Source organism: Nocardia sp. NPDC051990 (assembly GCF_040680755.1).
In the GTDB taxonomy this organism is placed as follows: domain Bacteria; phylum Actinomycetota; class Actinomycetes; order Mycobacteriales; family Mycobacteriaceae; genus Nocardia.
In genome coordinates, this window is the sequence record NZ_JBFAXH010000014.1 from 20,201 (window position 1) to 47,053 (window position 26,853).

At 64.9% G+C, this 26,853-nt stretch carries 31 protein-coding genes; 15 read left to right on the forward strand and 16 right to left on the reverse strand.

From position 1 onward, the window contains the following. Positions 1 to 137: 137 nt before the first annotated feature. From AB0L63_RS23155 to AB0L63_RS23180, 6 genes are all read right to left on the reverse strand, one after another. Positions 138 to 905: a 3-oxoacyl-ACP reductase gene (locus AB0L63_RS23155; protein WP_364504505.1), complete on the reverse strand. Its 768-nt coding sequence runs from the start codon at positions 903 to 905 to the stop codon at positions 138 to 140. A 10-nt stretch (positions 906 to 915) separates the two neighbouring features. Further along, entirely contained in the window at positions 916 to 2,274 is a 1,359-nt protein-coding gene (locus AB0L63_RS23160) for an aldehyde dehydrogenase family protein (protein ID WP_364504507.1), read from the reverse strand. Then, entirely contained in the window at positions 2,271 to 3,011 is a 741-nt protein-coding gene (locus tag AB0L63_RS23165; protein WP_364504509.1) for a gamma-glutamyl-gamma-aminobutyrate hydrolase family protein, read from the reverse strand. The genes AB0L63_RS23160 and AB0L63_RS23165 overlap by 4 nt, the downstream gene beginning before the upstream one ends. Further along, complete coding sequence (locus AB0L63_RS23170) at positions 2,992 to 4,356, reverse strand: glutamine synthetase family protein (RefSeq protein ID WP_364504511.1); 1,365 nt, start codon at positions 4,354 to 4,356, stop codon at positions 2,992 to 2,994. The genes AB0L63_RS23165 and AB0L63_RS23170 overlap by 20 nt, the downstream gene beginning before the upstream one ends. 149 nt (positions 4,357 to 4,505) lie before the next feature. Then, entirely contained in the window at positions 4,506 to 5,981 is a 1,476-nt protein-coding gene (locus AB0L63_RS23175) for a pyridoxal-dependent decarboxylase (protein WP_364504513.1), read from the reverse strand. Continuing rightward, positions 5,975 to 7,324: an ATP-grasp domain-containing protein gene (locus tag AB0L63_RS23180; protein WP_364504515.1), complete on the reverse strand. Its 1,350-nt coding sequence runs from the start codon at positions 7,322 to 7,324 to the stop codon at positions 5,975 to 5,977. Before AB0L63_RS23180 ends, AB0L63_RS23175 begins: the two co-directional genes overlap by 7 nt. 94 nt (positions 7,325 to 7,418) lie before the next feature. On the opposite strand from AB0L63_RS23180, the gene AB0L63_RS23185 reads away from it, so the two are divergent. Next, positions 7,419 to 8,267, forward strand: coding sequence for a hypothetical protein (locus AB0L63_RS23185; protein ID WP_364504517.1), 849 nt, complete (start codon positions 7,419 to 7,421; stop codon positions 8,265 to 8,267). Between the two features lie 10 nt (positions 8,268 to 8,277). On the opposite strand, the gene AB0L63_RS23190 is transcribed toward AB0L63_RS23185, so the two are convergent. Next, positions 8,278 to 9,702: an aminotransferase class V-fold PLP-dependent enzyme gene (locus AB0L63_RS23190; RefSeq protein WP_364504519.1), complete on the reverse strand. Its 1,425-nt coding sequence runs from the start codon at positions 9,700 to 9,702 to the stop codon at positions 8,278 to 8,280. A 384-nt stretch (positions 9,703 to 10,086) separates the two neighbouring features. Here AB0L63_RS23190 and AB0L63_RS23195 point away from each other — a divergent pair, with 384 nt between their 5' ends. The 3 genes from AB0L63_RS23195 to AB0L63_RS23205 all read left to right on the forward strand — a co-directional run bounded on the left by AB0L63_RS23195 (position 10,087) and on the right by AB0L63_RS23205 (position 11,818). Continuing rightward, positions 10,087 to 10,923: an SDR family NAD(P)-dependent oxidoreductase gene (locus AB0L63_RS23195; RefSeq protein ID WP_364504521.1), complete on the forward strand. Its 837-nt coding sequence runs from the start codon at positions 10,087 to 10,089 to the stop codon at positions 10,921 to 10,923. A gap of 132 nt (positions 10,924 to 11,055) precedes the next feature. After that, a complete protein-coding gene (locus tag AB0L63_RS23200; protein WP_364504523.1) occupies positions 11,056 to 11,184 on the forward strand; it encodes a hypothetical protein in 129 nt (42 codons plus the stop codon). A 103-nt stretch (positions 11,185 to 11,287) separates the two neighbouring features. Then, positions 11,288 to 11,818 (forward strand): phenolic acid decarboxylase, encoded by a 531-nt coding sequence (locus tag AB0L63_RS23205; RefSeq protein WP_364504525.1) that lies wholly within the window; start codon positions 11,288 to 11,290, stop codon positions 11,816 to 11,818. A gap of 5 nt (positions 11,819 to 11,823) precedes the next feature. Here the strand turns inward: AB0L63_RS23205 and AB0L63_RS23210 are convergent, their stop codons facing one another. Continuing rightward, positions 11,824 to 12,783: a hypothetical protein gene (locus AB0L63_RS23210; protein ID WP_364504527.1), complete on the reverse strand. Its 960-nt coding sequence runs from the start codon at positions 12,781 to 12,783 to the stop codon at positions 11,824 to 11,826. A gap of 78 nt (positions 12,784 to 12,861) precedes the next feature. Continuing rightward, a complete protein-coding gene (locus AB0L63_RS23215) occupies positions 12,862 to 13,443 on the reverse strand; it encodes an ElyC/SanA/YdcF family protein (RefSeq protein ID WP_364504771.1) in 582 nt (193 codons plus the stop codon). Positions 13,444 to 13,548: 105 nt separating this feature from the next. Between AB0L63_RS23215 and AB0L63_RS23220 the strand changes: the two genes are divergently transcribed. From AB0L63_RS23220 to AB0L63_RS23230, 3 genes are all read left to right on the forward strand, one after another. Beyond that, complete coding sequence (locus AB0L63_RS23220; RefSeq protein ID WP_364504529.1) at positions 13,549 to 13,875, forward strand: TetR/AcrR family transcriptional regulator C-terminal domain-containing protein; 327 nt, start codon at positions 13,549 to 13,551, stop codon at positions 13,873 to 13,875. Continuing rightward, a complete protein-coding gene (locus tag AB0L63_RS23225) occupies positions 13,872 to 14,282 on the forward strand; it encodes a cupredoxin domain-containing protein (protein ID WP_364504531.1) in 411 nt (136 codons plus the stop codon). The genes AB0L63_RS23220 and AB0L63_RS23225 overlap by 4 nt, the downstream gene beginning before the upstream one ends. Positions 14,283 to 15,020: 738 nt before the next feature. Then, positions 15,021 to 15,464 (forward strand): LppP/LprE family lipoprotein, encoded by a 444-nt coding sequence (locus AB0L63_RS23230; protein ID WP_364504533.1) that lies wholly within the window; start codon positions 15,021 to 15,023, stop codon positions 15,462 to 15,464. Between the two features lie 6 nt (positions 15,465 to 15,470). Here the strand turns inward: AB0L63_RS23230 and AB0L63_RS23235 are convergent, their stop codons facing one another. Next, on the reverse strand, positions 15,471 to 16,064 hold the full coding sequence (locus tag AB0L63_RS23235) for a hypothetical protein (protein ID WP_364504535.1): 594 nt from the start codon (positions 16,062 to 16,064) through the stop codon (positions 15,471 to 15,473). A 155-nt stretch (positions 16,065 to 16,219) separates the two neighbouring features. Between AB0L63_RS23235 and AB0L63_RS23240 the strand changes: the two genes are divergently transcribed. Genes AB0L63_RS23240 through AB0L63_RS23250 form a run of 3 tightly spaced genes read left to right on the forward strand, consistent with a single transcriptional unit; the run spans position 16,220 to position 17,595 of the window. Then, complete coding sequence (locus AB0L63_RS23240; RefSeq protein ID WP_364393553.1) at positions 16,220 to 16,378, forward strand: CopG family transcriptional regulator; 159 nt, start codon at positions 16,220 to 16,222, stop codon at positions 16,376 to 16,378. Positions 16,379 to 16,398: 20 nt separating this feature from the next. After that, entirely contained in the window at positions 16,399 to 16,743 is a 345-nt protein-coding gene (locus tag AB0L63_RS23245) for a VOC family protein (RefSeq protein ID WP_364504537.1), read from the forward strand. A 3-nt stretch (positions 16,744 to 16,746) separates the two neighbouring features. After that, positions 16,747 to 17,595: a class I SAM-dependent methyltransferase gene (locus AB0L63_RS23250; RefSeq protein WP_364504539.1), complete on the forward strand. Its 849-nt coding sequence runs from the start codon at positions 16,747 to 16,749 to the stop codon at positions 17,593 to 17,595. Positions 17,596 to 17,628: 33 nt separating this feature from the next. Here AB0L63_RS23250 and AB0L63_RS23255 read toward each other — a convergent pair whose 3' ends face one another. Further along, entirely contained in the window at positions 17,629 to 18,846 is a 1,218-nt protein-coding gene (locus tag AB0L63_RS23255) for an MFS transporter (protein WP_364504541.1), read from the reverse strand. 86 nt (positions 18,847 to 18,932) lie between these two features. On the opposite strand from AB0L63_RS23255, the gene AB0L63_RS23260 reads away from it, so the two are divergent. Next, positions 18,933 to 19,796 (forward strand): LysR family transcriptional regulator, encoded by an 864-nt coding sequence (locus tag AB0L63_RS23260; protein WP_364504543.1) that lies wholly within the window; start codon positions 18,933 to 18,935, stop codon positions 19,794 to 19,796. 157 nt (positions 19,797 to 19,953) lie between these two features. Here AB0L63_RS23260 and AB0L63_RS23265 read toward each other — a convergent pair whose 3' ends face one another. Both AB0L63_RS23265 and AB0L63_RS23270 read right to left on the reverse strand, forming a co-directional pair. Then, positions 19,954 to 20,895 carry an acyl-ACP desaturase gene (locus AB0L63_RS23265; protein WP_364504773.1) on the reverse strand — a complete coding sequence of 314 codons (942 nt, stop codon included), beginning with the start codon at positions 20,893 to 20,895 and terminating at the stop codon, positions 19,954 to 19,956. A 224-nt stretch (positions 20,896 to 21,119) separates the two neighbouring features. Beyond that, positions 21,120 to 21,251, reverse strand: a complete 132-nt coding sequence (locus tag AB0L63_RS23270; protein WP_364504545.1) for a hypothetical protein — start codon at positions 21,249 to 21,251, stop codon at positions 21,120 to 21,122. Between the two features lie 108 nt (positions 21,252 to 21,359). On the opposite strand from AB0L63_RS23270, the gene AB0L63_RS23275 reads away from it, so the two are divergent. Next, positions 21,360 to 21,482 carry a hypothetical protein gene (locus tag AB0L63_RS23275; protein ID WP_364504547.1) on the forward strand — a complete coding sequence of 41 codons (123 nt, stop codon included), beginning with the start codon at positions 21,360 to 21,362 and terminating at the stop codon, positions 21,480 to 21,482. A gap of 18 nt (positions 21,483 to 21,500) precedes the next feature. Here AB0L63_RS23275 and AB0L63_RS23280 read toward each other — a convergent pair whose 3' ends face one another. The 3 genes from AB0L63_RS23280 to AB0L63_RS23290 form a co-directional block, all read right to left on the reverse strand. Then, the gene (locus tag AB0L63_RS23280; RefSeq protein ID WP_364504549.1) at positions 21,501 to 22,286 is read right to left on the reverse strand and encodes an SDR family oxidoreductase; all 786 of its coding nucleotides are present in this window, start codon (positions 22,284 to 22,286) and stop codon (positions 21,501 to 21,503) included. Between the two features lie 76 nt (positions 22,287 to 22,362). Then, positions 22,363 to 23,376 carry an alcohol dehydrogenase catalytic domain-containing protein gene (locus AB0L63_RS23285; protein ID WP_364504551.1) on the reverse strand — a complete coding sequence of 338 codons (1,014 nt, stop codon included), beginning with the start codon at positions 23,374 to 23,376 and terminating at the stop codon, positions 22,363 to 22,365. A 766-nt stretch (positions 23,377 to 24,142) separates the two neighbouring features. Next, entirely contained in the window at positions 24,143 to 24,742 is a 600-nt protein-coding gene (locus AB0L63_RS23290) for a TetR/AcrR family transcriptional regulator (protein WP_364504553.1), read from the reverse strand. A 30-nt stretch (positions 24,743 to 24,772) separates the two neighbouring features. On the opposite strand from AB0L63_RS23290, the gene AB0L63_RS23295 reads away from it, so the two are divergent. The 3 genes from AB0L63_RS23295 (at position 24,773) to AB0L63_RS23305 (ending at position 26,853) form a co-directional block, all read left to right on the forward strand. After that, positions 24,773 to 25,120 carry a DUF6463 family protein gene (locus AB0L63_RS23295; protein WP_364504555.1) on the forward strand — a complete coding sequence of 116 codons (348 nt, stop codon included), beginning with the start codon at positions 24,773 to 24,775 and terminating at the stop codon, positions 25,118 to 25,120. Positions 25,121 to 25,567: 447 nt separating this feature from the next. Next, complete coding sequence (locus tag AB0L63_RS23300) at positions 25,568 to 25,930, forward strand: hypothetical protein (protein WP_364504557.1); 363 nt, start codon at positions 25,568 to 25,570, stop codon at positions 25,928 to 25,930. Beyond that, positions 25,927 to 26,853, forward strand: coding sequence for an NAD-dependent epimerase/dehydratase family protein (locus tag AB0L63_RS23305; protein WP_364504559.1), 927 nt, complete (start codon positions 25,927 to 25,929; stop codon positions 26,851 to 26,853). The genes AB0L63_RS23300 and AB0L63_RS23305 overlap by 4 nt, the downstream gene beginning before the upstream one ends.

Consider the following 26,853-nt stretch of genomic DNA (forward strand, 5'->3'; position numbering starts at 1 on the left):
CTCCGTCGACAAGGCATCACTGAACAGCCCGGGCGATCGCCCATCTTCCGTACTCATCTCACGAGCCTCCCTCTGATCGGCGACGTATGGCGAATCCTGGCTTGCCGCTCAGCAATCCGCCCGAACCAACCGTACCTTCACATCGGCGTGACGTACGCGCCGGAGATGCCACCGTCCACCAGGAACTGTGATGCGGTGATGAACGAGGAGTCGTCGCTGGCGAGAAATGCGACGGCCGCGGCGATCTCCTCCGGCTCGGCGAAGCGTCCGATGGGGATGTGTACCAGACGGCGCGCGGCACGTTCCGGATCCTTCGCGAACAGCTCTTGCAGCAGCGGCGTGTTCACCGGTCCCGGACACAGCGCGTTGACCCGAATGCCGTTGCGCGCGAACTGCACTCCGAGCTCGCGGCTCATCGCGAGCACACCGCCCTTGGATGCGGTATAGGAGATCTGCGAGGTCGCCGCACCCATGACCGCGACAAACGACGCGGTATTGATCACCGAACCCTTTCCCCGCTCCAACATATGGTTGATGGCGTACTTGCTGCACAGATACACCGAGGTCAGATTGACCTCCTGCACCCGACGCCAGGCCTCGATGCCGGTGGTGAGAATCGAATCATCTTCCGGCGGTGAGATCCCGGCATTGTTGAAGGCGATATCGAGTCCACCGTAGGTGTCGACGGCGGTCTGGAACATGGCCTCGACCTGCGCCTCGTCGGTGACGTCCACCTTCACGAAGAGGCCACCCACCGCGCTGGCCGCGGCCTCGCCCGCGGCGGCATCGATTTCGGCGACGACGACCTTTGCGCCTTCCGCCGCGAACCGGCGAACGGTGGCGAGGCCGATACCGCTCCCGCCACCGGTGACGACCGCGACTCGATCCTGTAAGCGCTGCAACACATCTCCTTAACTAGGTGGCGATGAAGACGTTCTTGGCCTCGGTAAAGGCAAGTGCCGCATCGGGTCCGAGTTCGCGCCCGAGCCCGGACTGCTTGAATCCACCGAACGGGGTCCAATACCGCACCGAGGAATGCGAATTCACCGACAGATTCCCGGCTTCCACACCGCGCGATACCCGCAGCGCGCGACCGACATCATTGGTCCAGATGGAGCCGGACAGACCGTATTCGGTGTCATTGGCAATGCGGACGGCGTCGGCCTCGTCATCGAACGGAACCACCGCGACCACCGGCCCGAACACTTCCTCGGTAAGCACCCGATCCGAAGGCGTGTCGGGCAGCACAACCGTTGGCGGATACCAGAATCCGGGCCCGTCGGGCTGTGTGCCGGTGAACGCGACCTTGGTCGACGGCTCGACGAACGAGGCCACCCGCGCCCGATGCGCGGCCGAAATCAGCGGCCCCATTTCGGTGGACTCTTCCGCAGGATCGCCGACTCGCACACCGCGCACGGCGGGTTCCAGCAATTCCAGGAATCGGTCGAAAACACTGCGCTGCACCAGAATCCGCGACCTCGCACAGCAATCCTGCCCGGCATTGTCGAAAACTCCGTAGGGCGCGGTCGCCGCCGCACGCTCCAGATCGGCGTCGGCGAAAACGATATTCGCGCTCTTACCACCCAATTCGAGCGTCACCCGCTTCACCTGGCGCGCGCAACCGGCCATGATCTCCTTGCCCACCTCGGTGGACCCGGTGAAGACCACCTTTCGAACGGCGGGATGGGTCACGAACCGCTGCCCCACCACCGAACCCTTGCCGGGCAGCACCTGGAAAACCCCGTCCGGCACGCCGGCTTCGAGCGCGAGCTCACCCAACCGGATCGCGGTGAGCGGTGTCAGCTCGGCGGGCTTGAGCACCACCGTATTCCCGGCGGCCAGTGCGGGCCCGAACCCCCACGCCGCGATCGGCATCGGGAAATTCCACGGCACGATCACCCCGACCACGCCGAGCGGTTCATGGAAGGTGATATCCACCCCGCCCGCGACCGGAATCTGGTTGCCCAGCAGGCGTTCCGGAATCCCTGCGGCGAAATGCAGCACATCGCGGACATTGCCCGCCTCCCAGCGCGCATTGCCGATGGTGTGTCCGGCATTGGCGACCTCGAGCTGGGCCAGCTGCTCGAGATTCGCATCGACGGCCTCGGCAAACCGACGCAAGAGCCGAGCCCGGTCCCCCGGCGCGACCGCGCGCCAATCGGCGGCGGCCCGCTGCGCCCGCTCGATGGCCACATCGGTCTCGGCCGCGCCGACCAGTTCGAGTGTCGTGACGACCTGCTCGGTCGCCGGGTTGACCACCTGCGTTGTTGTCACGAATTCCGTTCCTTTCGATAGGTGCCCGCCGCCTCGACCAGTGCTCGCATCAGCCGCGTGTCGGTCGCTTCAGCCTCAGGGTGCCATTGCACACCCACCAGGAACGGACCGTCCGTCGCCTCTGCCGCCTCGATCGTGCCGTCCGCCGCATGCGCGGTCGCGACCAGGCCCTCCGCCAGGATGGCGACGGCCTGGTGATGGTGGCAATTCACCGGAAACTCCGATCCGGTGATGGTGGCGACCCGGCTGTCCGGGACGGTCGTAACCCGGTTCGGGTGGAAGCCGCCCGGCGTACCGGAATGGTCCTCGTGGCCGAGTAGATCCGGCAGATGCTGGATCAAGGTGCCGCCGAACGCGACATTGACCAGCTGCAACCCGCGACAGATCGCGAGGATCGGCAAACCGGCAGCGCGTGCCAAGGCCAATAGCTCAAATTCGGAATCGTCGCGGTCGGCTCGCAGTGGTCCGAGGGCCGCATCCGGCGGCGCACCGTAACGCGCCGGATCGACATCGGCGCCGCCGGTCAGCACCAGTCCGTCGAGCCGATCCACCAGTTCCGCACGGGCCACGCCGATGGGCGGCAGCAGCACCGGAATGCCGCCCGCGCGCTCCACCATCCGCACGTAATTGTGCGGCAGCACCGCACTCGGTACATCCCAGGCGCCGAATCGGGCCTGTTCCAGGTAGGTCGGCAGGCCGATGACCGGACGGATCTCCTCAGAGCCGTTCGAAACCACGGATTCGCTCCCAATCGGTGACCGCGGCGTCGAAGGCGTCCAGCTCGACCTGTGCCGCATTCCGATAATGGTCCACCACGTCATCGCCGAACGCTGTCCGTGCCACCTTGCTCTCGCCGAACAATTGCGCCGCTTCCCGCAGCGTACGCGGCACCCGCGGACGCTGTGACCGGTAGGCATTGCCGTGGAACTCCGGCTCGAGCGGGAGCCCGTGCTCGATACCGTGCAATCCGGCGGCAATGGTCGCGGCGACGGCCAGATAGGGATTCACATCGCCGCCCGGGATCCGGTTCTCCATGCGCAGGGACATACCCTCGCCCACCACGCGCAGCGCGCAGGTCCGGTTGTCGCGTCCCCAAGCCAGTGCGGTGGGCGCGAAACTGCCTGAGATGAATCGCTTGTAGGAGTTGATATTCGGCGCGAGCAGATAGGTGAACTCGCGCAGGCAGTCCAGTTGCCCGGCGAGAAAGTGCCGCATGAATGCGGAGGTGCCGTCCGGGCCGTCACCCGCGAATACCGCCGCACCCGAGTCGGCGCGGAGACTGATATGAATATGACACGAATTGCCTTCGCGCTCATTGTATTTCGCCATGAAACTAATACTGCGGCCCTCCTGGGCGGCGATCTCCTTGGCACCGTTCTTGTATATGCTGTGGTTGTCGCAGGTCACCAGCGCCTCGTCATAGCGGAACGCGATTTCGTGCTGCCCCGGATTGCATTCACCCTTGGCCGATTCGACATACATTCCCGCACCGGCCATTTCATTGCGAATGCGACGCAGCAGTGGCTCGATGCGCGCGGTCCCCAGCATCGAATAGTCCACGTTGTACTGGTTCGCGGGCCGCAGATCGCGATAGCCGGAGTTCCACGCATCCTCGTAGCTGTCGTCGAAGACCAGGAACTCGAGTTCGGTCCCGACATAGGCGCGCAGTCCACGCTCGGCCAGCCGCGCCAATTGCGCCCGCAGTATCTGCCGCGGCGATACCGTGACCGGCTGACGCGCCGATTCCACATGCTCGACATCACACAGCACCAGCGCGGTTCCCGGCTGCCACGGCACCAGCCGCAGGGTGCTCAGATCCGGCCGCAGGACGAAATCTCCGTAGCCGGTCTCCCAGGACGAGATCGCATACCCGTCGACCGTCGTCATATCGACATCCACCGCGAGCAGATAGTTGCACGCCTCCGTCGCGTGCCCGACCACCTCGTCCAGGAAAAACCTGGCCGCACAACGCTTTCCTTGCAAACGGCCCTGCATATCGGTCATTGCCACCAGCACCGTATCGATCTCCCCCGCCTCGACGAGCGCCCGCAACTGCGCCAGTTCCAGCATCCCCGTACGCATCAACGACCCCTCTCGGCAGCAACGTTGCCAACGCTAGAGCAAAAGGGGCGAGCGTGTGACCCGACACACAAAACCAGATGGCCGTTCGGCGTTGAATGGATGCTGATGCGCGAGATCGAAGGTCTGGTTTCCACATCGAAGGTGTGATGTCAATGCGGCACGTTGTCCGCTGCCGAACGGTCGGTGCGAGCGGCGAGGACTCGGCCGCACTCCACCACGTGATCGAGGGTGTTGTCGATGTGCCGGACGCTCGTTCGTGGGTTGATGGTGCACATGCGCAGGACGGTCTCGTCGTGCACTGCTGTGGTGGTGATCATGGCGAACCCGGCCTCCAACACGGTGCGGGCCAGCTCGGCTTGGAAGGAGTCGAGTCCTTTGCCCGGCGGTATGCCGGGCGGGCGATATCGGAAGGTGACGACCCCCAGCCCCGGCTCGCTGGCCGGTTCGAGTTCGGGATGGTTGCCGATGAATGCGGCCGCGTGCTCGGCCAAGGTGATTCCTTGGTCGACGGCATCCCGGAAGACGTTCGCGCCAAAGGTTTTCAGCGACAACCACAGTTTGAGCGCACGCAGACCGCGCGACTGTTGCGGGCCGTAGTCGGATAGATTCGGTTCTCTGCCATCGGATTCGGCGACCGCGAGGTAGCCACTATCGAGAAAGTGCCGGGCGATCGCGAAAGTTTCCCTCAGCTGCTCGGGTCGTCGAAGCAGGACACATCCGAGTTCGTAGGGCTGGAAAAGCCACTTGTGTGGGTCCAGGGTCAGCGAATCGACACGATCGAGGCCCGCCAGGGTGCGGCGGCCGCGGGCGGTGGCTGCGGCCGCCGCACCCAACGCGCCGTCGGCGTGCAGCCACATCCCTTCTCGACTGCATACGTCGGCGAGGTCCTCGATCGGGTCCACCGCGCCGGTACTGGTGGTGCCGATTGTGGCGACGACCAGGAACGGACGCCATCCACCGTCGCGGTCGGCACGAATACGCTCGGCCAATCGCGTCGGGTCCAGTCGGAGCCGCTCGTCGGGCGGCAGGACCACGAGTTGGTCACGTTTCAGGCCGATGATGTGGAGGGCGCGTGCGATCGAGGGATGGGCCTGGGTCGAGCAGTAGGCACGCGCTGTGCTGAGCTCGCCGCCGAGCAAGCTGTCACGCGCCGCGGTCAATGCCGTGAGGTTGGCGATCGAGCCGCCGGAGACGAACAGTCCGCCGAAACACGTGTCGAGACCGAGGAGTTCGCGCAGCCAGCGAAGCGTGACCAACTCCAGTTGGGTGGGTCCGGAGCCGACCAGCCACGCCCCGGGAACCGACAGAAAGGCTGCCGCCAGCGCGTCCGCGAGTACCGCCGGATAGTTGCCGGAGGTCGGCACGAAGGCGAAGCACCGCGGATGGTCGGAGTGCATACCGGAAGGCAGAGCGTCGCCGGCCAGCCGCTCCAAGAGCCCCACCAGGTCCTGGCCATGTTCGGGGATCGGCTCATCCCAATTCTGTTCGAGGTCATCGCGAGACCGGCGGACGAGCACCGGCCCGAGCTCACCTTCACTCATGCGCTCGATGATCAGCTCGATCGCACGTTGGCCCGCCGCACGCATCTGGTCGGCCGGCAACGTCAGCGGCGGCCGGGTCAGCATGACGCTTCCTCGACGCAGGCAGACACGGCGGTCACCCAGTCGGACCCGGCCGCGGTCAGTCGCGGATGTGCCTGCAGGCCGGCGACAGCTTCGGCGAGTTGCAGCAGGATGAGCTCGTCTCCCTCCGCCACCTCCGCTCCGGGTCGGGCTTGCGCCCACAGCAGTGCGTGACCGGCCGGAAGATCTGTCAGGCAACGGTTTTCCCCGGGGACTGGGGCACCGCGTTCCAGTCGGTAGGTTCCAGATTCCGGCAGTGCGCCCAGCTGCCTGTCTCGGACGGCATGCACAACCAGCTGGCCGAGCGTCGGCACCGGCGCGACAACGGTCTGGACCGGCAGTTCGGGCAGCAAACACGCGAGCACATGCAGACCGAGGCACGGCAACAGGTCTGCGCGCTGTTCAGCTGCCTGCACCAACGACACGACCGTCTGGAACCGGGGATTGATTTCGATGGCCAATGGCCGATTCCGTTCCAGCACCAAGTCCAAGCCGAAGACCCCGCGGTATCCGCGCAGGCGCAGCTGATCGCCCACGCGAGCCGCAGCCGTGCGGATGGCTTCGTAGGCGCCGTCGGGTAGATCGGTGGGTGCGATGAGCTGATTGCCGCAGTGGGCGCCCCAGACGCTGGTCAAGCCAGGGATGCCGACCAGCTGATGCGACACCGCCGTTACGATCGTCGCGTTTCCGGCGACGCACCCGGTGACGGTTACCGAGGGGCCGTCCACGTACCGGCCCACTCGCAATTCCCTTCCGGCCCAGGCATCGAGACACTCCTGCAACTCATCGTGATTCCGTGCGAAACGAGTGCCCCTGCCGATCAGATTGTTCTCGCGGCGTTGGACTACCACCGCCTCCCAGGCATCGGGCCAGTACCGTCTCGCGGTGGCACGGCCGTCCGCCGGCACTCGCACGAATTCCGGTGTTTCGATGCCGGCTTCCAGGAACACGGCCAATGCGTCGAGCTTGTCCGCCGCGAAGGCGGACGCCACCTGGTCGGGCGCAAGCAACGGCAAGGCCCTGGCCGCAGCCCACTCACTGGCCGTCGGACCATGTTCGGGGGCGAATGCCACACACACCGCACGCCTGGCAGTCCCGAGATCATCCTTATCGGTGTTCGAAAATGGTGAAAAGGCATGCAGCTCAGGCCCGCGTCCCGCACGGAAAGAAGGGCGAGCGGACGCGGCCAGAAAGGGCGAGCGGTCCAGCCAATGAATCTCGTCGACGACTGCTTCCAACATGCCAATGCCAGCGTCCAGGCCTACCCCGTCGATCTTCGCGAATCGTTGTGGGGCAAGGCCGGATTCGGCCATCCCCCGCCCACCGGTTGCCTGGCTGATCGTCATGGCCGGTGACTCTATCCGAGCCGTTTGCCGGCTTTGGATCAGCGACGCAAGATGTCACTGAGCGGACATGGTCGCGGCGGCAATTACTGCGACGATGGACGACGAGGATCTGCCGCTACCCGACCTCCGGGATATCCGGCCACCGATCATGGCGAACAGCGACGCCCGTGCCGTACGGCTGGACACCGCACAGGCTCGTTACGACGCATACTTCGGAGTCCGCAGAACACGAGACCGCGACACCCTGGCCTATGGCGTCCTCATCGGCTTCCACGGCGTGCTCGACAATCTACGGTCGGCCCGATCGAATCTCGCACCGGTGCAATGGCATCCATTGGCGGCCGGAATACACAACACGCTGAACTTCCTGCTGCCTGCCGATAGGCGCACCTGTTACCGATATTCTCCGCTGCCACACGCGCACCGCGTTGCTGATCCTGCCCGGCGCTGGCGAGTGGGACACCGAGCGTTTTTCGTCCTCACCCAATGCGTCATCATCGGATTACGCGGTTTTCTGGACGCCACGGAACGTGCAGCGTGGCGTGACGCGGTCACCGCGCTGAACTATGGCACCACGATGCTGGCCGCATCCGAAGCGTGCCTGCGATTCACCGCCGACTTCCCCTCCGACGACTACCGCCGGACGGTGCGTCCCGCCATGCCGGCAGAATTCACCGGCCTCGCGTCCGCTGACCACGCCTACCTTGTCGCACTGCTGCGAGCGGTAGGACCGGCGCTGCAAGCCATGCCGGTGGAGTTCTCCGAACACCGCGAGGCGCTGCATGCCACATTGCGCTCCGTTTACCTTGCCCACCAAGGTATCTGCGCTCGATTCGACGGTGACCATAGCCCGAGTCTGCGGATGGCTGCACACAGCACTACACCCGCGACGACGGTACTGTCCCGCCTTGCCCGTTCGCGATGTCGCCTTCTCGAACTATAGGCAGGGTTGTTCATTCCGTCTGGAGGCGAGTGGCTTCGCGGCAGAGCAGATCCCAGGCGCCGGCTACATGCCGGTCGCGAGTGGAGATCGCGCCGATGGCCATTCGTAACGTATATGCTCCCCGAACTCTGGTGTGGGACAGGTAGATCCGTCCGGTTGCGTTGACGGCTTCGAGGAGTTGCCGGTTCATTTCGTCCGGCCCGCGCAACCGGAAACACACCAGCGATAACGGATGTGGTGCCATCAACTCGAATCGGCTGTCACCGGAAACCCATTCGGCGAACTGCTGCGCGAGCGCGACATGGTGCCGGATGTGCGCGCGAAGCCCTTCCCCGCCATACCAGCGGATGACCGACCAGAGCTTCAGGGCGCGGAACCGGCGGCCCAGCGGCACCCCCCAATCTCGATAATCCACCACCGCGTGCGACTCGCTGGCCTGGTTGCGCAGATATTCCGGCAGAACGGACAAGGCGCCGATCAGCGCGTCACGATCGGCTACATAGCAGGCGTCACAGTCGAACGTGGTGAGCAGCCATTTGTGCGGGTTGGTGGCGTAGGAGTCCGCATAGTCGTTGACGCCGTGATGAATCCAGCGCAGTTCGGGGCAGATGGCCGCCACCCCGGCGTGTGCTGCGTCTACGTGCAGCCAGGCACCGAATTCCTTGCAGGCAGCCCCGATTCCTGGGACGGGATCGATAGCGCCGGTCGAGGTCGTACCGATTGTCGCCATCACCATTGCGGGGATATACCCCGCAGCGATATCGCTATTCATCGCGTTCCGAAGTGCGTCCGGGTCCATCGAGAAGTCTGCGCGGGTGTCGATCGTTCGCAGCGCTGTGGCGCCGAGCCCGGCAACGCGGGCGGCTTTCTCGCATGCCGAATGTCCTTCGGCGGATGTGTAGACGGTGAACCGACCGCTTGCCACACCGTCGCGTGTGACCCGTCCGCTCGAAGCCCGGTGCAGCGCGGCGAGCAGGGCCACCAGTATTGCGCTGGAGGCGGTGTCCTGAATGACGCCACCTCCGCTGCCGGTGGAGAGAAACCGATCGGACAACCCCAACAGTCCGGCCAGCCAATCGAGGACGTGCTGCTCCAGTTCCGTGCATGCCGGGCTGGTCTGCCACATCATCCCCTGCACATTCAGTCCGGCAGTGAGCAATTCGGCCAGCACCGCCGGTCCCGAGGTATTGCTCGGGTAGTAGGCGAAGAAACTTGGATGTTGCCAGTGTGTGAGACCGGGCACCACGATCGTGTCCATGTCCTCGAGCACCGCACGGAAATCTTCACCGAGCTCCGGCGCCCGGGCCGGGAGCTGCTCTCGCACCTGTCCCGGTTCGACCTTTGCGAGGACGGGTAAGGACTCCACTCGGTCCCAGTAGTCCGCAAGCCAATCCACTACCGCACGACCGTATTCCCGAAATTCATCCGCGGTCATATGCCTGGGCGCAGGATCGACGGCTTCCGGAGCCGGCGACCGCTGAGCATCTCGCATATATCGGCCCTTCCTCGGTGTTCCAGATGATGGTCACTGTACGTCCGGTGGTGCACCGAGCGTCACCGAGCTGCGCTTTCCCGACCGCGCCGTGGGTGGCGGCGATGTACGTATCGGGATCGGGGATTGCCGCTCGGATGGAACGACCTACCCCCTATCGCCCCTCATTACGGCGCAGCATCACTGGACCGAATTCGGCACGCGCGCTGAGCTGCGTAATCAATCGATCGCGCGTGACCACCTGGTCGTCCGCACATATCGGGCAACTCGCCGAAACCACCAAGAGAGCCGATTTCGGCAGTGCCATCGATGGCAAGGTGATCGGACATGAAGACGATCCTGATTACCGGGGCCACCTCCGGCATCGGTCTCGAAGCCGCGCAACAACTCGCCGCAAGGGGCGATCGGCTGGTGTTGGTCGGCCGGAATCCGCAGAAGCTCACCGACAGTGCGGAATTGGTGCGGGCCGCGGGGGCAGGGGCGGTCGATACGCTGGAATGCGATATCGGATCGCAGTCGTCGGTGCGCCAGCTCGCCAAGGCGGTCGAAGCCGCCTATGACCGCATTGATGTACTTGCCAATAACGCGGGCGGATATCACCAGATGCGCGCCGAAACCGAGGACGGTATCGAGGCGACCTTCGCCACCAACCACCTCGGCGGATTTCTGCTCACCGAACTGCTCATCGATCTACTGGTCCAGAGCGCTCCGGCGCGCATTCTGTTCACCGCCTCGGTGATGCACTACGGCGCGACCCTGGATTTCGACGATCTCGGGTTCCGCACCGGCTATACCGGCGAAAAGGCATACAGCCGATCCAAATTGGCCAATGTGCTATACGCCCGTGCACTGGCCGATCGGCTGACCGGTACCGGCGTGACGGTCAATGCCTTCCATCCCGGCGCGGTCTCGACCGGCATCTGGAATTCGTTGCCGTGGTTCGGGCAACCGGTCGTCGCACTCGCCAAGCGCCTGTTCTTCATCACCGCGGCCGAGGGCGCCGCCGCGCTCACCTTCCTCGCGACGGATCCGAGCGTCGCCGAGGTGACCGGAGCCTATTTCCGCAAGACCCGCGAGCGCGAACCGTCACGACTGGCCCGCGACGATGCGCGGGCCCGTCAATTGTGCGAAGTGAGCGCGAGTTTGGTCGGCCTGCCCGGATAGGGCGATTATCGCGCTCTCGGCCACCGGCTGGCGGCTCACAATGCCGCCACGAGTGCGTACCGGTCCCACCGGGATTTCGCGTTCGCGACGATTACCGGCGCGAGCAGACCGGCGGCCAGCAGGATCAGCCCCGTGATATATCAACCCGCGACACCGATCCCGATGCACAGCCAGGTGAGCAAGGCCGGGCCGAGCGCATCGGCCAATCAGGAGGCACTACCCGGGCAACGCGAGGTCCTGTACGCGGCCGCGCGGCCATGACCGCACCGTTCCCGGCAAACCGACCGCAATGCTCGGTCAAGTGATTAGGCTGACCATATAGACGCAGGTCCCGACCGTGTTGGTCGACCGAGAGGAGTTACCGATGAGCGCGCGGCAGTCTGCGATCACGGTCTCGGCACTAACCGGCGATCTCTCCGGAATTGTCGGCAAGCACCTCATCTACGCCTACGAGAACGGCTGGAAATTCGAGTTGTATGTGCGGGGTCCGCAGCGGATCGAATCGCGATGTCTGATGGGACCGATGTTCGGGCGATGGTCCAAGAATCAGGCGGCGAAGCTGGTCCAACTCAACGATGATCTGTACAAAATCGCCTGGGTGGAGCCGACCGGAACGACGACGGTGCTCATCATCTGGCTCGGCGATCGCCGGGTGCACACCACGATCTCCTACCCACAATGGATGCTCGACTATCCCGAAAGCACCCTCACCCGATACGAGGACAATCTCGAGGCGGTTATCGCCGACCGGGAGAAGGGACCGACCTACCCGCTGACCCTGGTCGCCTCATCCGGGCGCATCACCTTCCTGGAATCCCGGGATCTCGACGACGACACAGTGATCAACTGCCCACCGGACAAGCTGCCGCTGGGGTACGCCGCGCGAACCAACTGAGCGCGTCAGGCCAGGTGAACCGGGAAGAGGCCAGGTCGTTCTGCGTGCGTACCGGGATTGCGGATCTCCTCGACCGGCACCGTGAATCGTGGCTTCGGCCGAGAGCCGGTGAGCAACCGCCTGGCGGTGGTGTACTCGGTGACGGTCCCGGCGGGCACGCCGAGTATGTCGATTCGCGCGAGTGGACCGACCACGCGCGGCCGACTGGTCTCGCCCGCGAGATCGCCGACCGTGGGTCGATAACGATCGGCAACGCGCTGTGCGGACGAACTTGCTGCACGGGTACCCCTTTCCAGCCCCGTTGGGCCGCGTCGAACCCACAGCCCGTCAACCGGTTTCGATCCTCCGATCGAACGGAGCCGCCAGATTCGGAAGGGCACAGCTCGATATTCGTCGGGCGCGGGGTTGGTCACCGCAGCGCGGATCGAACGCTGTCGGACGTCCCGCTGATTCACCCGCGGTCGAATGGGTACCGCTGCCCTGAGGAGGTACGCGCATGACTCGTCCCGTGCCACCGAATCCGAGCCCCATCCCGCCGATGCCGATTCCAGACCCGGTGCCACCGACACCGATCCCGGATCCGGTGCCACCGAAACCTGGTCCGGAACCGATGCCGCGGCCCGAGCCGCATCCGGAGCCGGAACCGTATCCACCGATACCTGGTCCGGAGCCGCAGCCGATTCCGCCGCAGCCCGGTCCGGAGCCGGTGCCAGGTCCTGACCCGGATCCGATACCGCCGGTGCCCGGTCCCCACCCCGGACCGGCACCACCGCCGTAGCCCGGCCCGAAACCGGAGCCACCGATCCCCGGTACGCGGCCGAGTCCGGATCCGATGCGACCGCCGCCGATTCCGAATCCCGGCGGTCCGGTCGATCCGATGGATCCAGCGCTGCCCCCGGTAGGGCTCGGATCAACGCGGCGACCGCAGCGGGCGCGGCCAACCACTCACGAATAGTGTTGCACACCAGTATCGTTCGCTTTTCGCAATCCGGATGACGCAGCCATGACTCCAGCACTGCCGGGCCTTCGGTACGAAAGGTGGATCAGCGCCAGGTCAGCGCGGCGACCGCCTTGGGCGCGGCCAACCATTCACGAATAGTGTTGCGAACCAAAGTTATTCGCTTGCATTCACAGTATGCGATGACGCCGTAGCCATCGATGCCCGCGCCGCGGCACAATGCGACCGCCCGTGGCAGATGCCGGTGTTGGGTGACGATGACCGCACGGTCGATACCGAACAGATTCTTGGCTCGTTCGCATGTCGCTCGGGTCGACAACCCTTCGCCGTCGGAGCGCACCACTGCCGGATCGATGCCGTGGTCCGCGAGATACTTTGTCATCGAGGCGATTTCGTCGCCAGATGTGCCCGCAGCGTCACCGGACACCAGAATCTCGCGCACCTTTCCGGCCCGCAGCAGTTCGATCGCGACATCGAGTCGTCCACGCATGTAGGCCATCGGCGCACCATCGGGCCCGACTTTCGCGCCCGGTACGATCACCACCGGAACCGTCGGCGCGGCCGCGGCTCCGAACCGATACCCGGCCGATACCAGCCACAATCGGATATTGGCACCCGCGACGACCACCGCCACTCCGGCGACCAGACCGACACCCACCCGGAGCATTACCACGCCGAACTCTTCCCGTCGGTTATGAGCTGCACCTGCCCGACGATACTGGCGCGGCACCAAGCCTCGATCCACCGACGGGCTTGCGCCCGTCAGTGGGGTTTGCACGACTGGCGCATCCGCGCGGTCGACGACCTCGGACTCGACTTCCCCACCATGGTCCGGATCGCGATCATGGTGGGGACCCACGCGCAGAGTTCGGCGTATACGCTTGCCCGAGAACAGTTCGCGAAGCACACCCGTGCGGAGTGGCTAGGCGCGCGCGACGCGCAGATCCGGCAGGCGCTGGCCGTCGGAACCATGCCGATGATCGCCCGCTTCGGTGCGGACGCATTCGAAGCCTCGCAACCGGAGAGCATTTTCGAATTCGGACTGCGGTGCTTGCTCGACGGTGTAGACAAAATGATTGTGGGCAGCCGGTGTAGGTGAACAGCACTCGAACCTCTCGGTGGTGGCATCGGATCGCGATCGGATTGCTCACCGCCGCATGGGCGGCAGGGTGCGGCACCTCGGAGGACAGCGCCACGCCCGCGTGGTCCGGCCCCGCGCCGATACCCTCCGTCACCATCACCATCGAACACCAGAACTACACCGGCACGCCCCCGATCACACCGGGCGCGGTGCTGACAGTGGTCAACCTCGATTCAGTGAAACACAGCATCACCAGCAAGCGCCCCGGCCTCTTCGATCACGAGATCGGCCCGGGCCAGACCATCACCTTCACCGCACCCGACGAGGTCGGCTCGCACCCCTTCTACTGCCGGTATCACGCGAACATGGAGGGTGCGTTGAGTGTCCGGCGTCGAATTCCCGGATTCCGCGCGCCGAGCCGCTAGCGTCGAGACTTCGGCCCAAACGAGAGGGCGTCGACTTCCACCACTCTGATTCGGTCTGTACCTCGAACTGCATCGACCAACCGGGCATTGTGTCCTTCACGGTCAACCCGAGCATCAGCATCCGGAGCTACGACACGCATCCGACCCGCACTTGGAACACCGCCGCCGGCACGCTCACCGGTAACGGTCACATGGATCTCGGCGACCCATCGGCGTCTACTGCAGCAACGTGCCCCGGGCCCCGGCCCGATCCGCCTCGACCTCTCGGTCCCCTGTGCCGGCCCCTGCCTCCGTCCACCTGCTCAGGTGTCGTCGACGTGGGACGATTCCACCGTGGTGGGTCAGCGACCTCATCGACCCACCCGTCGCCGCCCCGACATTTGGGGGCACGTTCCGCGTCCGATTCTCCGTAACGCCGGCCGCGAATCATCCGATGCTCACTATGTCTGCAATTTGTTGCGGCACAGGGAGTTTCGTATTGTCAACCGGTATCGAGGGGAAGCCATGAATATCAAGTCATGCGCGTTTACCGTACTCGCGGCGAGCATTATGGTCGGCACTGTCGGGTGTGGCACGAGTTCGTCGCCATCCGGTGCCACCAGGACGTCCGTTTCGGCACCGGCCGGTGCGTCCGCTCCGGACAACGCGGTGGATCCGAAATCAGCTGCTACGCCGGGTACTTCGGCGTCGAGTCCGAAAGCTACAGCAAGACAGGAGCCCGCAGTCGACCCGCATCCGGTGACCGCGCCCGCGGAATCCGCACCGTATGGCAGCGGACACGGTCTGTGCTTCGATGTGAACTCGGCACTGGCCGCCGAGGCACTCACCAAGTTGGGGCCGCCCCCGGTCGGAGACGCATGGGTTGTTCAAGGCGGCAGCGACGATCTGATCCAGGCAGGCTGCTCGGGTGTTTTGTCGTGGATGCAGGTGGAGTGGCGGGGTATTCACCCCGGCACCCACATCCTGTTCTTCACCAACGGCACCTACCTCGGCACCGCGACATCGAAGCCGTACGGCTACACCGAAATACTCGACAAGACTCGGGACACCGTCTCGGTGCGATACCGCTGGGCAAAGCCCAACGATGCGCTGTGCTGCCCGCAGGGCGGACCGAGCGTGGTGACCTTCACCCTCGACGGATACTTGGTCCACGCGAACGGACAATTCCCGCCGGACAACTGAGCCGCGCTACACGCAGTAATGGCAGGTTCCGCTGGCAGGTAACTCGATGAAGCACTCGACGCACACCGCCGCGCGGGCAGGCTCGGTCTGGGGCTTGGTTGCCTGCTGCGTCGTGCTCGTCGAGCGGCTGCCCGCCACCTTGGGCGTGAGCGGCGGGGCGGTCGGCTCGGCGGGCATGGCGGCGCCATGCTGCTCATAGCACTGCCACCGGGCGTAGGCGGCATGTAACTCGAGGTCCTTCGGAATCGGCAGCCTGGCGAGTTCCAGCACGTACTTGTAGATATCGCCGACGGTGTGGTCCTCCTGCACACAGAGCGAGGTCAGCGGCGGTTCGCCCGCATTGTGGCAGCGCCGCGCGACCTTGCGCAGAATGGCATCCATCCACATCCGCGTCGGCGCACCGGTATGCACCCCGGACGCTTCCTGCACCCGCTCGGCCAGCTCCGCCACAGTGACGAAGTTCCCGTATCCCGTGGCGATCTCGGACAGCTGCGCATGTGCCGCGAAGGCCCATGCCACCGTCGCCTCCCGCAACGTCACCGGGACGTCGTCACCTGCCCGCCATGCCCCCGCTGTTGCGGATACCGAACTCTCGATCACCCGATCAAGTTATCGCGCCGCCCCGCGACCCGCCGAACGCCCCCACACTCCGGCGGCCGATCAGATCACCGTGCACTTGGTTCCGCACGCGATGTTTGCCGCCAGCAGCGCACGGTGATCTTGTTCCTAGCTTACTAGGATGCTAGCATCGACGTGTGGGCGACGAGGACGTGAAGCAGTTCAACGTGTATTTGCCGGTGGGATTGATCAAGCAGGTCAAGTTCCGAGCAATCGAGTCCGGTATGTCGCTGTCGGCATTGGTCGCGGAAGCGCTGCGCGGATACCTCGACGACGCCCACGATCAGCAACCGTGAGCACGAGAAGGAGAGACGAGATGACGACGCAGGGCATCGAAGGCGTATTCGTCGAGACGCACAATTGGGGCAAATCGGCGCGGTTCTTTCAGGCGCTCGGTTTCGAACCCGAATTCACCACCGACCACAACTCCGGACTGTTCCGCAATGGCGATGGTCCGTATGTTTTCATCGCCGAGATCCCGCGCAGCCAGACCCCACAGACCCAGCTCGTGCTGACGGTGACCGAGCCGGATGCGTTCCGGCCGAGCAGTGATGTCGAGGTGGTGACACCGTTCGAGGAAACCCATTACGGGACACAGGAAATGACGGTCCGTGACCCGGACGGCCGGAATTGGAGTCTGCAAGTCGGAAAGGTCGGCTGAACCATGCAACAGGTCATCGGCCCGGAGAGCACGGCGGAGCGCGTTGCGCTGTGGCGCGCCTTGCATGTCGAGATCGATCCGGCACCGCATGTGCTCGAAGACGAGATCGGGTTGCGACTGATCGATCCCGACGACGCATGGCGCGCCCGAGGGGATATGAATCCCGAGACGACCGGCCTCTCGCGTGCATGCGTCGTGGCGCGCGCCCGTTTCGTCGAGGATCTGGTGGTCGAACAGGCGAGGCGTGGCGTCGATCAGTACGTCATCCTCGGCGCCGGGCTCGACACCTTCGCCCAGCGTCGACCCGAAATCGCTTCCGGAATTACGGTATTCGAGGTCGACCAGCCCGACCCGCAGAGATGGAAGCGGCAACGGTTGGTGGAACTCGGCTTCGGAATTCCGCCTTGGCTGCGGCTGGTCCCGGTCGATTTCGAGGCCGAATCCTGGTGGGACCGGCTCGTCTCCGGGGGCTTCGACCCGTCGCGTCCCGCGGTGGTCGCCGAAACCGGCGTCTCCATGTACCTCACTCGCGAAGCGAATATTCAGACCCTGCAACGGATCTCGACCCTCGCACCCGGCTCTACCCTGGCCATGACATTCCAACTGCCGCTGGACTTATTGGATGCCGAGGAACGCCCGATACGCCAGGCCGTCGAGAATGCCGCCCGAGCAAGTGGCGTGCCATTCCTCAGCCTGTTCGGCCCCGACGAACTGATCGAACTGGCCGAGGCAGCGGGTTTCGCATCGACACAACATATTTCGACATCCATCCTGACCCAGCGCTACTTCGCCGACAGACCTGACGGTTTGCGACCTCCGAGCGCGGAACAGTTCCTGGTGGCGACGACTTGACGACGTCGGTGGCGTCTGACCGTCCCGCCTTTTCTAGCTCGGCAAGCCGATGCGGTTCCCGCGCGCGAATGCGCCCCACAGCAGCAGGCCCAGAACTGTTGCGCTGATCCCGATTCCGCATACCAGCGACCAGCCGCCGGTCTGGTATGCGGCTCCGGCAACGACCGAGCCAGCGACGCCACCGAGGAAGAAGCTCACCATGTATGCGGTGGTCAGTCTGCTGCGGGCGGCCGGATCGAGAGCGTAGATCGTGCTCTGATTCGACAGCTGGATGCCCTGGACACCGAGGTCGAATACCAGCAGCGCGGCAATCAAGGCCGCCGCATTGTGCCCACCCCATGCCAACAGGGCCCAGCTCGCAAGTACCGTCACCCAAACCGCCGTGGTGACCTCACGCTGGTATCCGCGGTCGGCCAATCGGCCGACCACCGGCGCGCCCAGCGCACCGGCCACCCCGGCGAGACCGAACAGCCCGATGGTGAACTCCGAGTAGTGGTACGGACTGGAATGCGTGCCAGCGAGCAGAAAGACGATCGCGGTCCACACCAGCGAAAAACAGGCCATTCCGAGGAAACCCAGCACCATCCGCTGCCGAAGCACGGGGTGGATGCGAATGAGCGCGAAGATCGAGGCGAGCACCTCGGGGTAGCGCTGCTCCGCGGCGGCGCGCCCCGTATCGCGCACGACGACAAACACGCTCACCGACATCGCCAGCTGCAGAGCGGCCGCGGCCAGCAGCACCGTACGCCAGCCACCCAATTCCGCTATGACGCCGGACAATACGCGCGACAACAGGATACCGAGCAGCAACCCGCTCATCACCGTGCCCACGATTTCGCCGCGCCGATCCGGATCGGCGAGCGCCGATGCCCACGGCACCACGATCTGCGCAGCCGACGCGGTGACCCCGGTGACGAACACCGCGGTGAGCAGTACCGCGAAGTTCGGTGCCGCCGCCGAAACCGCCAGGGCCACAAAGGAAGCCACCAGCAGGGCTGGAACCATGCGCCTGCGGTCCAGGAAGTCACCCAGTGGCACGAGCAGTGCGATCCCGGATAGATAGCCGACCTGCGCCGCACTCACCAACAGCGCCGCCGTCGCCGTCGAGACGTCCAACTCCCCTGCGACCTGGTGCAGCAGTGGCTGCAGATAGTAGAGGCAGCCCGCGGAAGACCCGGCGGTCAACGCGAAGAGCAGCACTACCAGCCGAGTCAGCTTCACACCGGCGGTATTCGCGATCGAGATAGTCACGCCTCGTATCGTGGGCCAACAAGACATTCAATAAAAGCGATGAATTTTGATAGAGCCATCTATAGATTAGATATAACCTCGTGCACATGGAGATGCGCCAGATCGAATGCTTCCTCGCCTGCCTGGAACACGGTTCCTTCACCGCAGCCGCCCGGTCGCTCAATCTCGTGCAGTCCGCGGTGTCGACGAGTGTGGCGAAGTTGGAGCACGAACTCGGTGCCCGCCTGTTCGACCGGACGCCGCGGGCACTCGAGCTCACCGAGGCCGGGCGCGCGATGGTCGAACCGGCCAGGGCGATGCTGCGGGCCCGCCGCGAGGTCGTCGACGCGATCGATGGGGCACGTGGACAGGTTCGCGGCGAGGTCGTCATAGGCAACCTCATGAACGTCCACACCATCGACCTCGCCGCCATGATCGCCGATATACACCGGCAATTTCCATCGATTACGCTGCAGATGCGTCAGAGCACCTCGGGTGTCGCAGGCAATATCGCCGGACTGCGCGACGGCAGTCTCGATATCGCCCTGCTGGCGGGCATGTTCGCCGATCTATCCGGGATCACCCTGCACCCGGTCCACTCGGAAACCCTCGTGCTGTGCACCGCACCGGGGCATCCCCTCGCGGGCCGCCGATTCCGCGTCGCCGATCTCGACGAAGTCCGATTCATCGACTTCTCGCCGGGCTGGGGCATCCGCGGTATTGCCGACACTCTGTTTCCCGAGCGCCAACCCGTCATCGAGGTCGCCGACCAAATTTTCGCATTGGAGTTGGCCGCCAACGACTTCGGCGTCGCACTCCTGCCGAAGTCGGTAGCAACACGAGCTACCGGAATCGTGTATTCCGAAGCAGCCGAACCGATTCCGTGGAAACTCGCCATCGCCTACAACGCCCGGCGTACCCCGTCCAACGCAGCGCGCACCATCATCGAGGCCCTGCGCCGTCGCGCCTGAACGCGGTCGTTTTTCGGATTTCGGCCGCCGCGCCGTAGAAGTCGGGCATGGATGGATCGCGGCGGTCGAACTGCCTCCGTCGAAGAGCGTTGACGCGCGAGCCTGCACCCCACGGTCGTCTGAAGTTCACGAACGACTGTGCCGCATAGGGTACGCGCTACCCGACGCGCGCCGCCTCGCGCGCGAGAATGCGGGCGCGTTGTTCTTCGAACCGGACGACGTCGCGGCCGAGTTTGTCGAGGTACTCGGCGAGTTCTTCGCGACTGAGTTCACCGCGCGCGGTGAAGTCGGTGCGCTTGAAGACATTCCAGATTCGCAGGACCGGCGTCAACACCTCGTCCAGGTGCTGACGCAGGTCGTAGATCCCGTGCTTGACCATCAATACGCCATTGCGACGCCAGTTCGGCATGCCGTTGCCCGGCATGGCGAACGTCTTCACGATTTTGGTCACCGACTCCATGGTCTGGTCCGGAGCGATATCGAACGCGGCACCGGTGACGTTGCGATAGAACATCATGTGCAGATTCTCATCGGCCGCGATGCGCTGCAGCATCTGGTCGGCGATCGGGTCGTCGCAGACCCGTCCGGTGGCGCGATGGCTGACCCGGGTGGCCAACTCCTGGAACGTCACGTACGCGACCTGATCGAGCACACCGCCGAAGTTCTTCGGCGCGTGTACACCACGGGTCAAATGCACCATGCGGTCGCTCTCCAACGCGACAGGATCGACAGCGCGGGTGCATATGAGGTAGTCGCGCATGGCGATGGAGTGGCGGTTTTCCTCGGCGGTCCAGCGGCCGACCCAGGTGCCCCAAGCACCGTCCTGCGAGAAATTCTCGGAGATCACGCGATGGTAAGAGGGCAGGTTGTCCTCGGTCAGCAGATTCGTGATCATCGCGACCTTGGCGACCTCCGAGAGCTGCGACTGCTCAGGATCCCAGTCAACGCCACCCATTGCCAGGAAGTTGCGGCCCTCGTCCCATGGCACATAATCATGCGGGCACCAGTCCTTGGCGGTTGCCAGATGCCGGTCGATATTGGCCGCGACCACCGGCTCTAGCTCGGTCAGTAGCTCGATTTGCGTCAAATCCATTGCTATGCAGCGCCTTTCGATTCGGTGGAAGCAACCACGGAACGTACCGCTGTTCACGCATTTCTTGACTACGCAGCCCTGCCGTACCCACACCCTAATCGAGCGCGACCGGTTCGGCGCATATCAGGGCAGGCCTGTTTGCTGGCGGCCGACCGGCGAGGGCATGCCTGGCAACGGCAGCTGGCCGCGGCGCTGAGCCGCTGATTCGAATCCCGCGGCAGGACGCTGACCTATCGCCGCGCGAGGATCTCGTCGGGGTCGAGGCCGCGGTCGATAGCGTGCGCCACGACCGCTTGGCCCGGTGCGAGTTCGAGCCGGTTCCCGTCGAGGTAGACCTCGATCTTGTCGGGCTCGAACGACACCAAACCGCAAGTAGGCCACCGGATAGTAACCCGGCTCGTGGAGCAGGACCACATCGTCGCTTTCGGCGATCCATCCGTCACCGAACCGCACCCGCATGCGCCGACGCAGTGGCTCAGCGCTGCTGGCTGGAGCCGACCACCTATCTACCGGACCCGCTGGAAGCCCCCGACAACGGTCAGGTACTGATCTGTTGCGCCCGCCCGGACAGCGACATCGTGCTGGATCTGTGAGAGCGACCGGTCGCTACCTCACATGGTGCCGACGAAGCCGCCGTCGATCCGCAGATCGGATCCGGTGATGTTGGCGGACCGGTCGCTGGCCAGGAACACGACCAGGTCGGCAACCTGCTCCGGCGTGGTGAATCGGCCCATCGAGGCAGCACCGGCGGTCGCGGACCTGACCTCGTCGGGGGTCTGACCGCTGGCGTCGGCGATCGTGTCGGCCACTGCGCCTTCGTCCAGCCACAGCCCGGTCGTCACGGGTCCGGGGCTGATGGAGTTGACGCGAATGTTCTTCGGCCCCAATTCCTTTGACAAGGCCTTACCGAAGTTTGTGACGGCGGCCTTGGTGGCGCAGTAGTCGTAGATCCCGGGGTCCGGGTAGTACGCGTTGACCGATCCGATGATGACGATCGATCCACCGCCACGGCGATACATCTGTGCCAGAGCGGCCCGGGTCGGCCGCACCGTCCCCATCACATTCAGGTCCCAGGATGCCTGCCACTGGTCGTCGGTGACGTGCGCGATTCCGCCCGGTTGCACGGTGACCGCGCCGGCGTTGTTCACCAGTACATCGATGCCACCGCGGTCCGCCGCAGCCGCAACCAGGTCATCCGCACCGCCGGGCTGCGACAGATCGGCGGATACAAAGGTCACCGTCCCGGCCTCCTCTAGCGTCTCGAGACCGGGCCCTCTGCTGCGCGATCCGGCCACGACGTGGGCACCAGCGTGCACCAGTGCCTGCGTGATCGCGAGCCCGATACCTTTGCTGGCGCCGGTCACCACGGCGGTCTTGCCCGACAGATGTAGATCCATGCTGTTGCTCCCGTCGCCAGCTGGTTCCGTTCCATAGCTGTCGGATCAGGATTGCGTTGCAGCCAACCCTGATCGGTCAGACCGTGAGGACCATGCGGTATCGGGCCCGTCCCTGCTCCATAGCGGCATATGCCTCGGCGGCTTGGTCCAGCGGCCGTTCTTGGATTCGCGTGCGCACGCCGGATTGGACCGCGAATTGCATCGTTTCCTCGATATCCCGCGCGGTGCCGGCGGCATGGCCGGTGACGCTCACCCCGAGATTGATCAACTGCATCGGGCTGATCGGCAGTGGGTCGGTGGTGACGCCAATGGCGATGAGCTCACCGCGAGGTAGCAGACCACCGACCGTTTCGGCCATGGCTGTCGCGCTGCCCACAGCACCCAGAACAGCCGACACACCGCCGAGCCGCCGTAGCGCTTCGCTGACGTCGCCAGCGGTCGAGTCGATGTAGTGGTGGGCGCCGAGCGCCCGAGCGTCCTCCGCTTTGCCCGCGCCGCGTGCGATCGAAATCGTTTCAAAGCCCATCGCGCGGGCGAACTGCACGCCGAGGTGGCCCAATCCGCCGACCCCCAGAATGGCGACGCGGTCGCCGGGTACCGCCTTGGTTTCGCGAAGCGCGTGGTAGGTGGTGACTCCGGCACAACCCATCGGCGCGGCCTCGGCCAGGGAAAGCGCGTCCGGGATGCGCGCCAGCGCATTGGCCGGCACGGTTACCGACTCGGCATATCCGCCGGGGTACTGCCAGCTGGGGATCTGCAGGTTCTGGCAGTAGATGAAGTCGCCTTTCCGGCATGGGACGCACCTGTTGCAGTGCCCACCGAACCAGCCGACAGCAACGCGGTCACCGACCGCGTAGTTGTCGACGCCGGCGCCGAGTTCGGCGATGGTGCCGGCGATCTCGTGCCCGGGTGTCAACGGCCACGACATGTCCGGAAATGCTCCGCTGACGAAGGCACGGTCGGTGCCGCAGATCCCGCACGCCGAGACCGCCAGCCGCACATGGTCGCGAGGCGGTGAGGCTGTTTCAACATCGACCAGCTTCAGTGCCGCACCGGCGGACTGCACGTGCACAGCCTGATGAGTAGACATCGGTATCCTCGCTTTCCTGGGGAGCGGCGGCGGCGCGGACCTCAGCGCAGCGGACCGAGGCTGCGGCGCCGGCAATGCTCGAACGGTAATCGGGCACCAGATGAAACATCGGTTCTCACGGTTTATCTTTGTTGCCTTCAGCAACCCCGGATCCCATCGACGCTGTTCTCGCCTGCAACGATGGCACCAGCGGAACCCTGGTCAGCACTACCTGCTCAGGCCACTGTGCAATGGCCAGCCGACGAGTCGTCATTCCATCCCGCGGCGTCGCACGCCCCACTGCAAAGGCACCGACCGAAACGATGCTGCGGGAATCATACGTCCGCCGGTCTCGCCAAAGGTGACAATCGTCGATGCCGCGGCTCACATGAACGCGGGCGTCCCGATCGAAGTACTCGCCGCCGAAGCAACCGCTCCCGACCGGCTGATCCCAGTCAGCCGCATTCCCAGCCGGAGGCGATGGCCCACCGGACTCCGAAAACGGAGAAACCGCCTCGCGGCGGACACATTCCGACTGCTTGGCGGCTCGCCTCGGGTATCGAAGGATTGTTGTTCAACCCCGATACCCAGCATCCGAAGGTCATCGCGGCATGGAAGGACATCGAGGCGCCACGCGTCTGGCCTGGTCGTTCTGGGCCGTCTGCGCATTCGCCGATGCTGTGTGATCGCGTTCGTCCTCGAGCGGCCACTCGCCCCCAGACACCCACGGCAACAACGGAATTCGGCTGAGACTCACGCTGTTCGCCCCACGGTCCGCGGTCCCCGTCTAGCAGCCGGCGCGGGTCGGGCGTAAGGTGCCGACGACGGCGGCCGTCGCGGTGGCGGTGACGTCGTCGACCCAGTGCGGAATGGGCTCCGCACTCGCGATGTATTGGCGTACAAGTCCGTAGGCGATGGCCTTGACCGCAGCCATCGCGATCGACGCATGGTGCTCGTCGGCGGTGCCGAACTCCGCGACGATGGCGCCGCGCAGCGCGTCGTTCATTCCGTCGTTGACCGCGGCGATATCGGCGCGCAGCTCATCAGGGCCGACTCCGAGAAGCTCCTCGCGCCGGAACATCTGCATCGCACGAGCTTCGGTGGGATGTTCGCGGCAGTACTGCGGCAGGTACACCGCCGCAGCGAGCAGTGGGTCGGCTCCGGACAGGGCGGCGATGAACCCGATATGGAAGCGCCGGATCGAACGCAGCCACAGTCGAGCGAGCAGCTCCTCGCGGGAGGCGAAGCGCACGTAGATCGACCCGGTGTGCACACCGGAGGCAGCGCTGATCGCGCCGATGGTCGGCCGGGCGATCGCCGGGTCGGCGAGCAGATCGCGCGCCGCGTCGAGGATCTGGTCATCGGTGAATCGCCGGGGTCTTGCCACACGGGACAGCTTAGGGCAAGGTTTCGGAATGTGGATTCAAAAACTAGATTCCCGTTGGCGGGCAGCCTGTTCACCTTCATCGGATCGGCGCACACCGTGCTCGGCGGTGTCATGTGGGCGATCGGCGACGAGAAGGCCGAGCTCTACTTCTGGTTCACCGCGTTCGGCGTCGCCGCCGTCTGCCTCGGTATCGCCGTGATCGAGGCAGAGCGAACCCGAGGCTATGTGCCGGCGCCGGTCCTCGCCGCAACCGCCACTCTCACCGTGTTCGGCCTCGTCTGCGAGCCCGTGTCAGGGTTTCTCACCGTCCTGGCACCGCTGGCCGTCGGCGTCCGCGGATGGATGCGCCATCGCCGCAACGCCGCAGTCCCAGCCTGATAACCGAGCGCAGCCCGATCCGACACCGCCCGACAGGCCTAGTCGTGGCGCCACCAAGCTCCATACGACCACCGACCGGTGTGCCGCAGCGCCACCGAACACCGAGCTACCAAGATCGCCCGCATAGTTCAGTCGTCCCAAGGGATCTGATCGGCCATAGCCCGACACCAATCGGCACCGGCACATCATCAGACCCGCGCACCGCGATCCGTCCAACCACGGTCGCACAAAGGCGTTCGAGAGGCATCGAACGCGGTGTCGCAAATCATATTTCGCCGCTCTCCACACTTATTGGAGGAAGTGCTCTAATTGGTTTTAGAGAACGATGACTAAAACGGAAGGGTGAGCAACGATGTCGGTAGCCGTCATTCAGGTGCCAATAGGTCCGAGGTCACCGGAGGCGGCGCGATGACAAGTGCTCGGCACGTTCCCACGAACACTCTCGTTGTGACCGCGACGGTGTTGGCATCGACGATGATGATGGGGTTCGGGGTCTGGATGCGGGTTGATCCCGCTGGATTCGCCGACTGGGCGAACTGGCCCAACCATGTGCACTTTCTGCACGACGCGGGCGTCTTTCAGCTCGGCATCGGACTGATGCTGCTGTGCGCGCTGTGGTGGCGCGACGCACTCGCGGTCACGCTGGCGGGGTTTGTGTTCGCCAATTCCTTCCACGCGATCAACCATGCGCTGGACCACGATCTCGGTGGCAACGACTCCGACTTCTGGACGCTCGGGCTGGTGTCGGTAATCGCCGCTGCCGCACTCGTCGTCCGGCTGCGGGCACAACGGATGGAGGCCGCCCGATGAAAATTTTGCTAGCAGGCGCTACCGGAACGCTGGGCAGTGAACTGGTGTCGCAACTGATCGACGCCGGGCACACCGTAATCGGATTGTGCCGGACCGAGGCCGGAGCCGGACGGCTGGCCGCGGCCGGAGCCGAATCAGTGCTCGCCGACATCATGGACCAGCGTGGACTGCTGACGGCTCTCGAAGGCCGTGTGGCCGACGCGGTGATTCACGAAGCCACCGCGCTCACCCAGACCCCGACGGCGCATCGCCATCTCTATGCAACCAACGCCTTGCGCGATGTGGGCACCACGCATCTACTGCGGGCGGCTGAAGCCGTCGGTGCGCACCGTTTCATCACCCAGTCCTTCTTTCTCGGCTACGGCTACCGCGACCACGGTGACGATCCGGTCACCGAAGACGCGCCCTTCGGCGTACCCGCGGGCGACTCGTTCGACCGCCACCTGCGTTCGATGCTGTCCAACGAGAACCAGGTGCTCTCCGCGCCGGGGATGGATGGCATAGCCCTACGCTACGGCCTGTTCTACGGTCCAGAGGTCAGCACCTACACCCTCGCGGACATGGCGCGCAAGCGTCGACTGCCGGTCTCGCGACCAGCGGGCGTCACCTCACCCATCCATATCGTCGATGCCGCGGCGGCGACCGTCGCGGCCCTCGAGAGGGGGCGCGGCGGAGAGCCGTACAACATTGCCGATGACCACCCGGTCGGCTTCGACGAATACGTCCGAGCCATCGCCCGAGCGGCCGCAGCCCCAGAACCGCGCCGAATACCGTCGTGGCTGTTGCGAGCCACCCCGTATATGCATGCGCTGATGGTGCGCACCCGTATTCGCCTGTCCAATGAAAAGGCCAAACGCGAGCTGAATTGGTCGCCTCGATTCCCGTCCTGTCACGAGGGGCTTTCTGCTATCGACTGGGGCTGA

Coding starts and splice junctions, on each gene's coding strand:
- AB0L63_RS23170 (WP_364504511.1), bottom strand. CDS start 4,356: ATGCGTACGGGGATGCTGGAACTGGCGCAGTTGCGGGCGCTCGTCGAG.
- AB0L63_RS23175 (WP_364504513.1), bottom strand. CDS start 5,981: ATGCTGACCCGGCCGCCGCTGACGTTGCCGGCCGACCAGATGCGTGCG.
- AB0L63_RS23180 (WP_364504515.1), bottom strand. CDS start 7,324: ATGACGATCAGCCAGGCAACCGGTGGGCGGGGGATGGCCGAATCCGGC.
- AB0L63_RS23185 (WP_364504517.1), top strand. CDS start 7,419: ATGGACGACGAGGATCTGCCGCTACCCGACCTCCGGGATATCCGGCCA.
- AB0L63_RS23190 (WP_364504519.1), bottom strand. CDS start 9,702: ATGACCGCGGATGAATTTCGGGAATACGGTCGTGCGGTAGTGGATTGG.
- AB0L63_RS23195 (WP_364504521.1), top strand. CDS start 10,087: ATGAAGACGATCCTGATTACCGGGGCCACCTCCGGCATCGGTCTCGAA.
- AB0L63_RS23205 (WP_364504525.1), top strand. CDS start 11,288: ATGAGCGCGCGGCAGTCTGCGATCACGGTCTCGGCACTAACCGGCGAT.
- AB0L63_RS23215 (WP_364504771.1), bottom strand. CDS start 13,443: ATGCTCCGGGTGGGTGTCGGTCTGGTCGCCGGAGTGGCGGTGGTCGTC.
- AB0L63_RS23245 (WP_364504537.1), top strand. CDS start 16,399: ATGACGACGCAGGGCATCGAAGGCGTATTCGTCGAGACGCACAATTGG.
- AB0L63_RS23250 (WP_364504539.1), top strand. CDS start 16,747: ATGCAACAGGTCATCGGCCCGGAGAGCACGGCGGAGCGCGTTGCGCTG.
- AB0L63_RS23260 (WP_364504543.1), top strand. CDS start 18,933: ATGGAGATGCGCCAGATCGAATGCTTCCTCGCCTGCCTGGAACACGGT.
- AB0L63_RS23280 (WP_364504549.1), bottom strand. CDS start 22,286: ATGGATCTACATCTGTCGGGCAAGACCGCCGTGGTGACCGGCGCCAGC.
- AB0L63_RS23285 (WP_364504551.1), bottom strand. CDS start 23,376: ATGTCTACTCATCAGGCTGTGCACGTGCAGTCCGCCGGTGCGGCACTG.
- AB0L63_RS23305 (WP_364504559.1), top strand. CDS start 25,927: ATGAAAATTTTGCTAGCAGGCGCTACCGGAACGCTGGGCAGTGAACTG.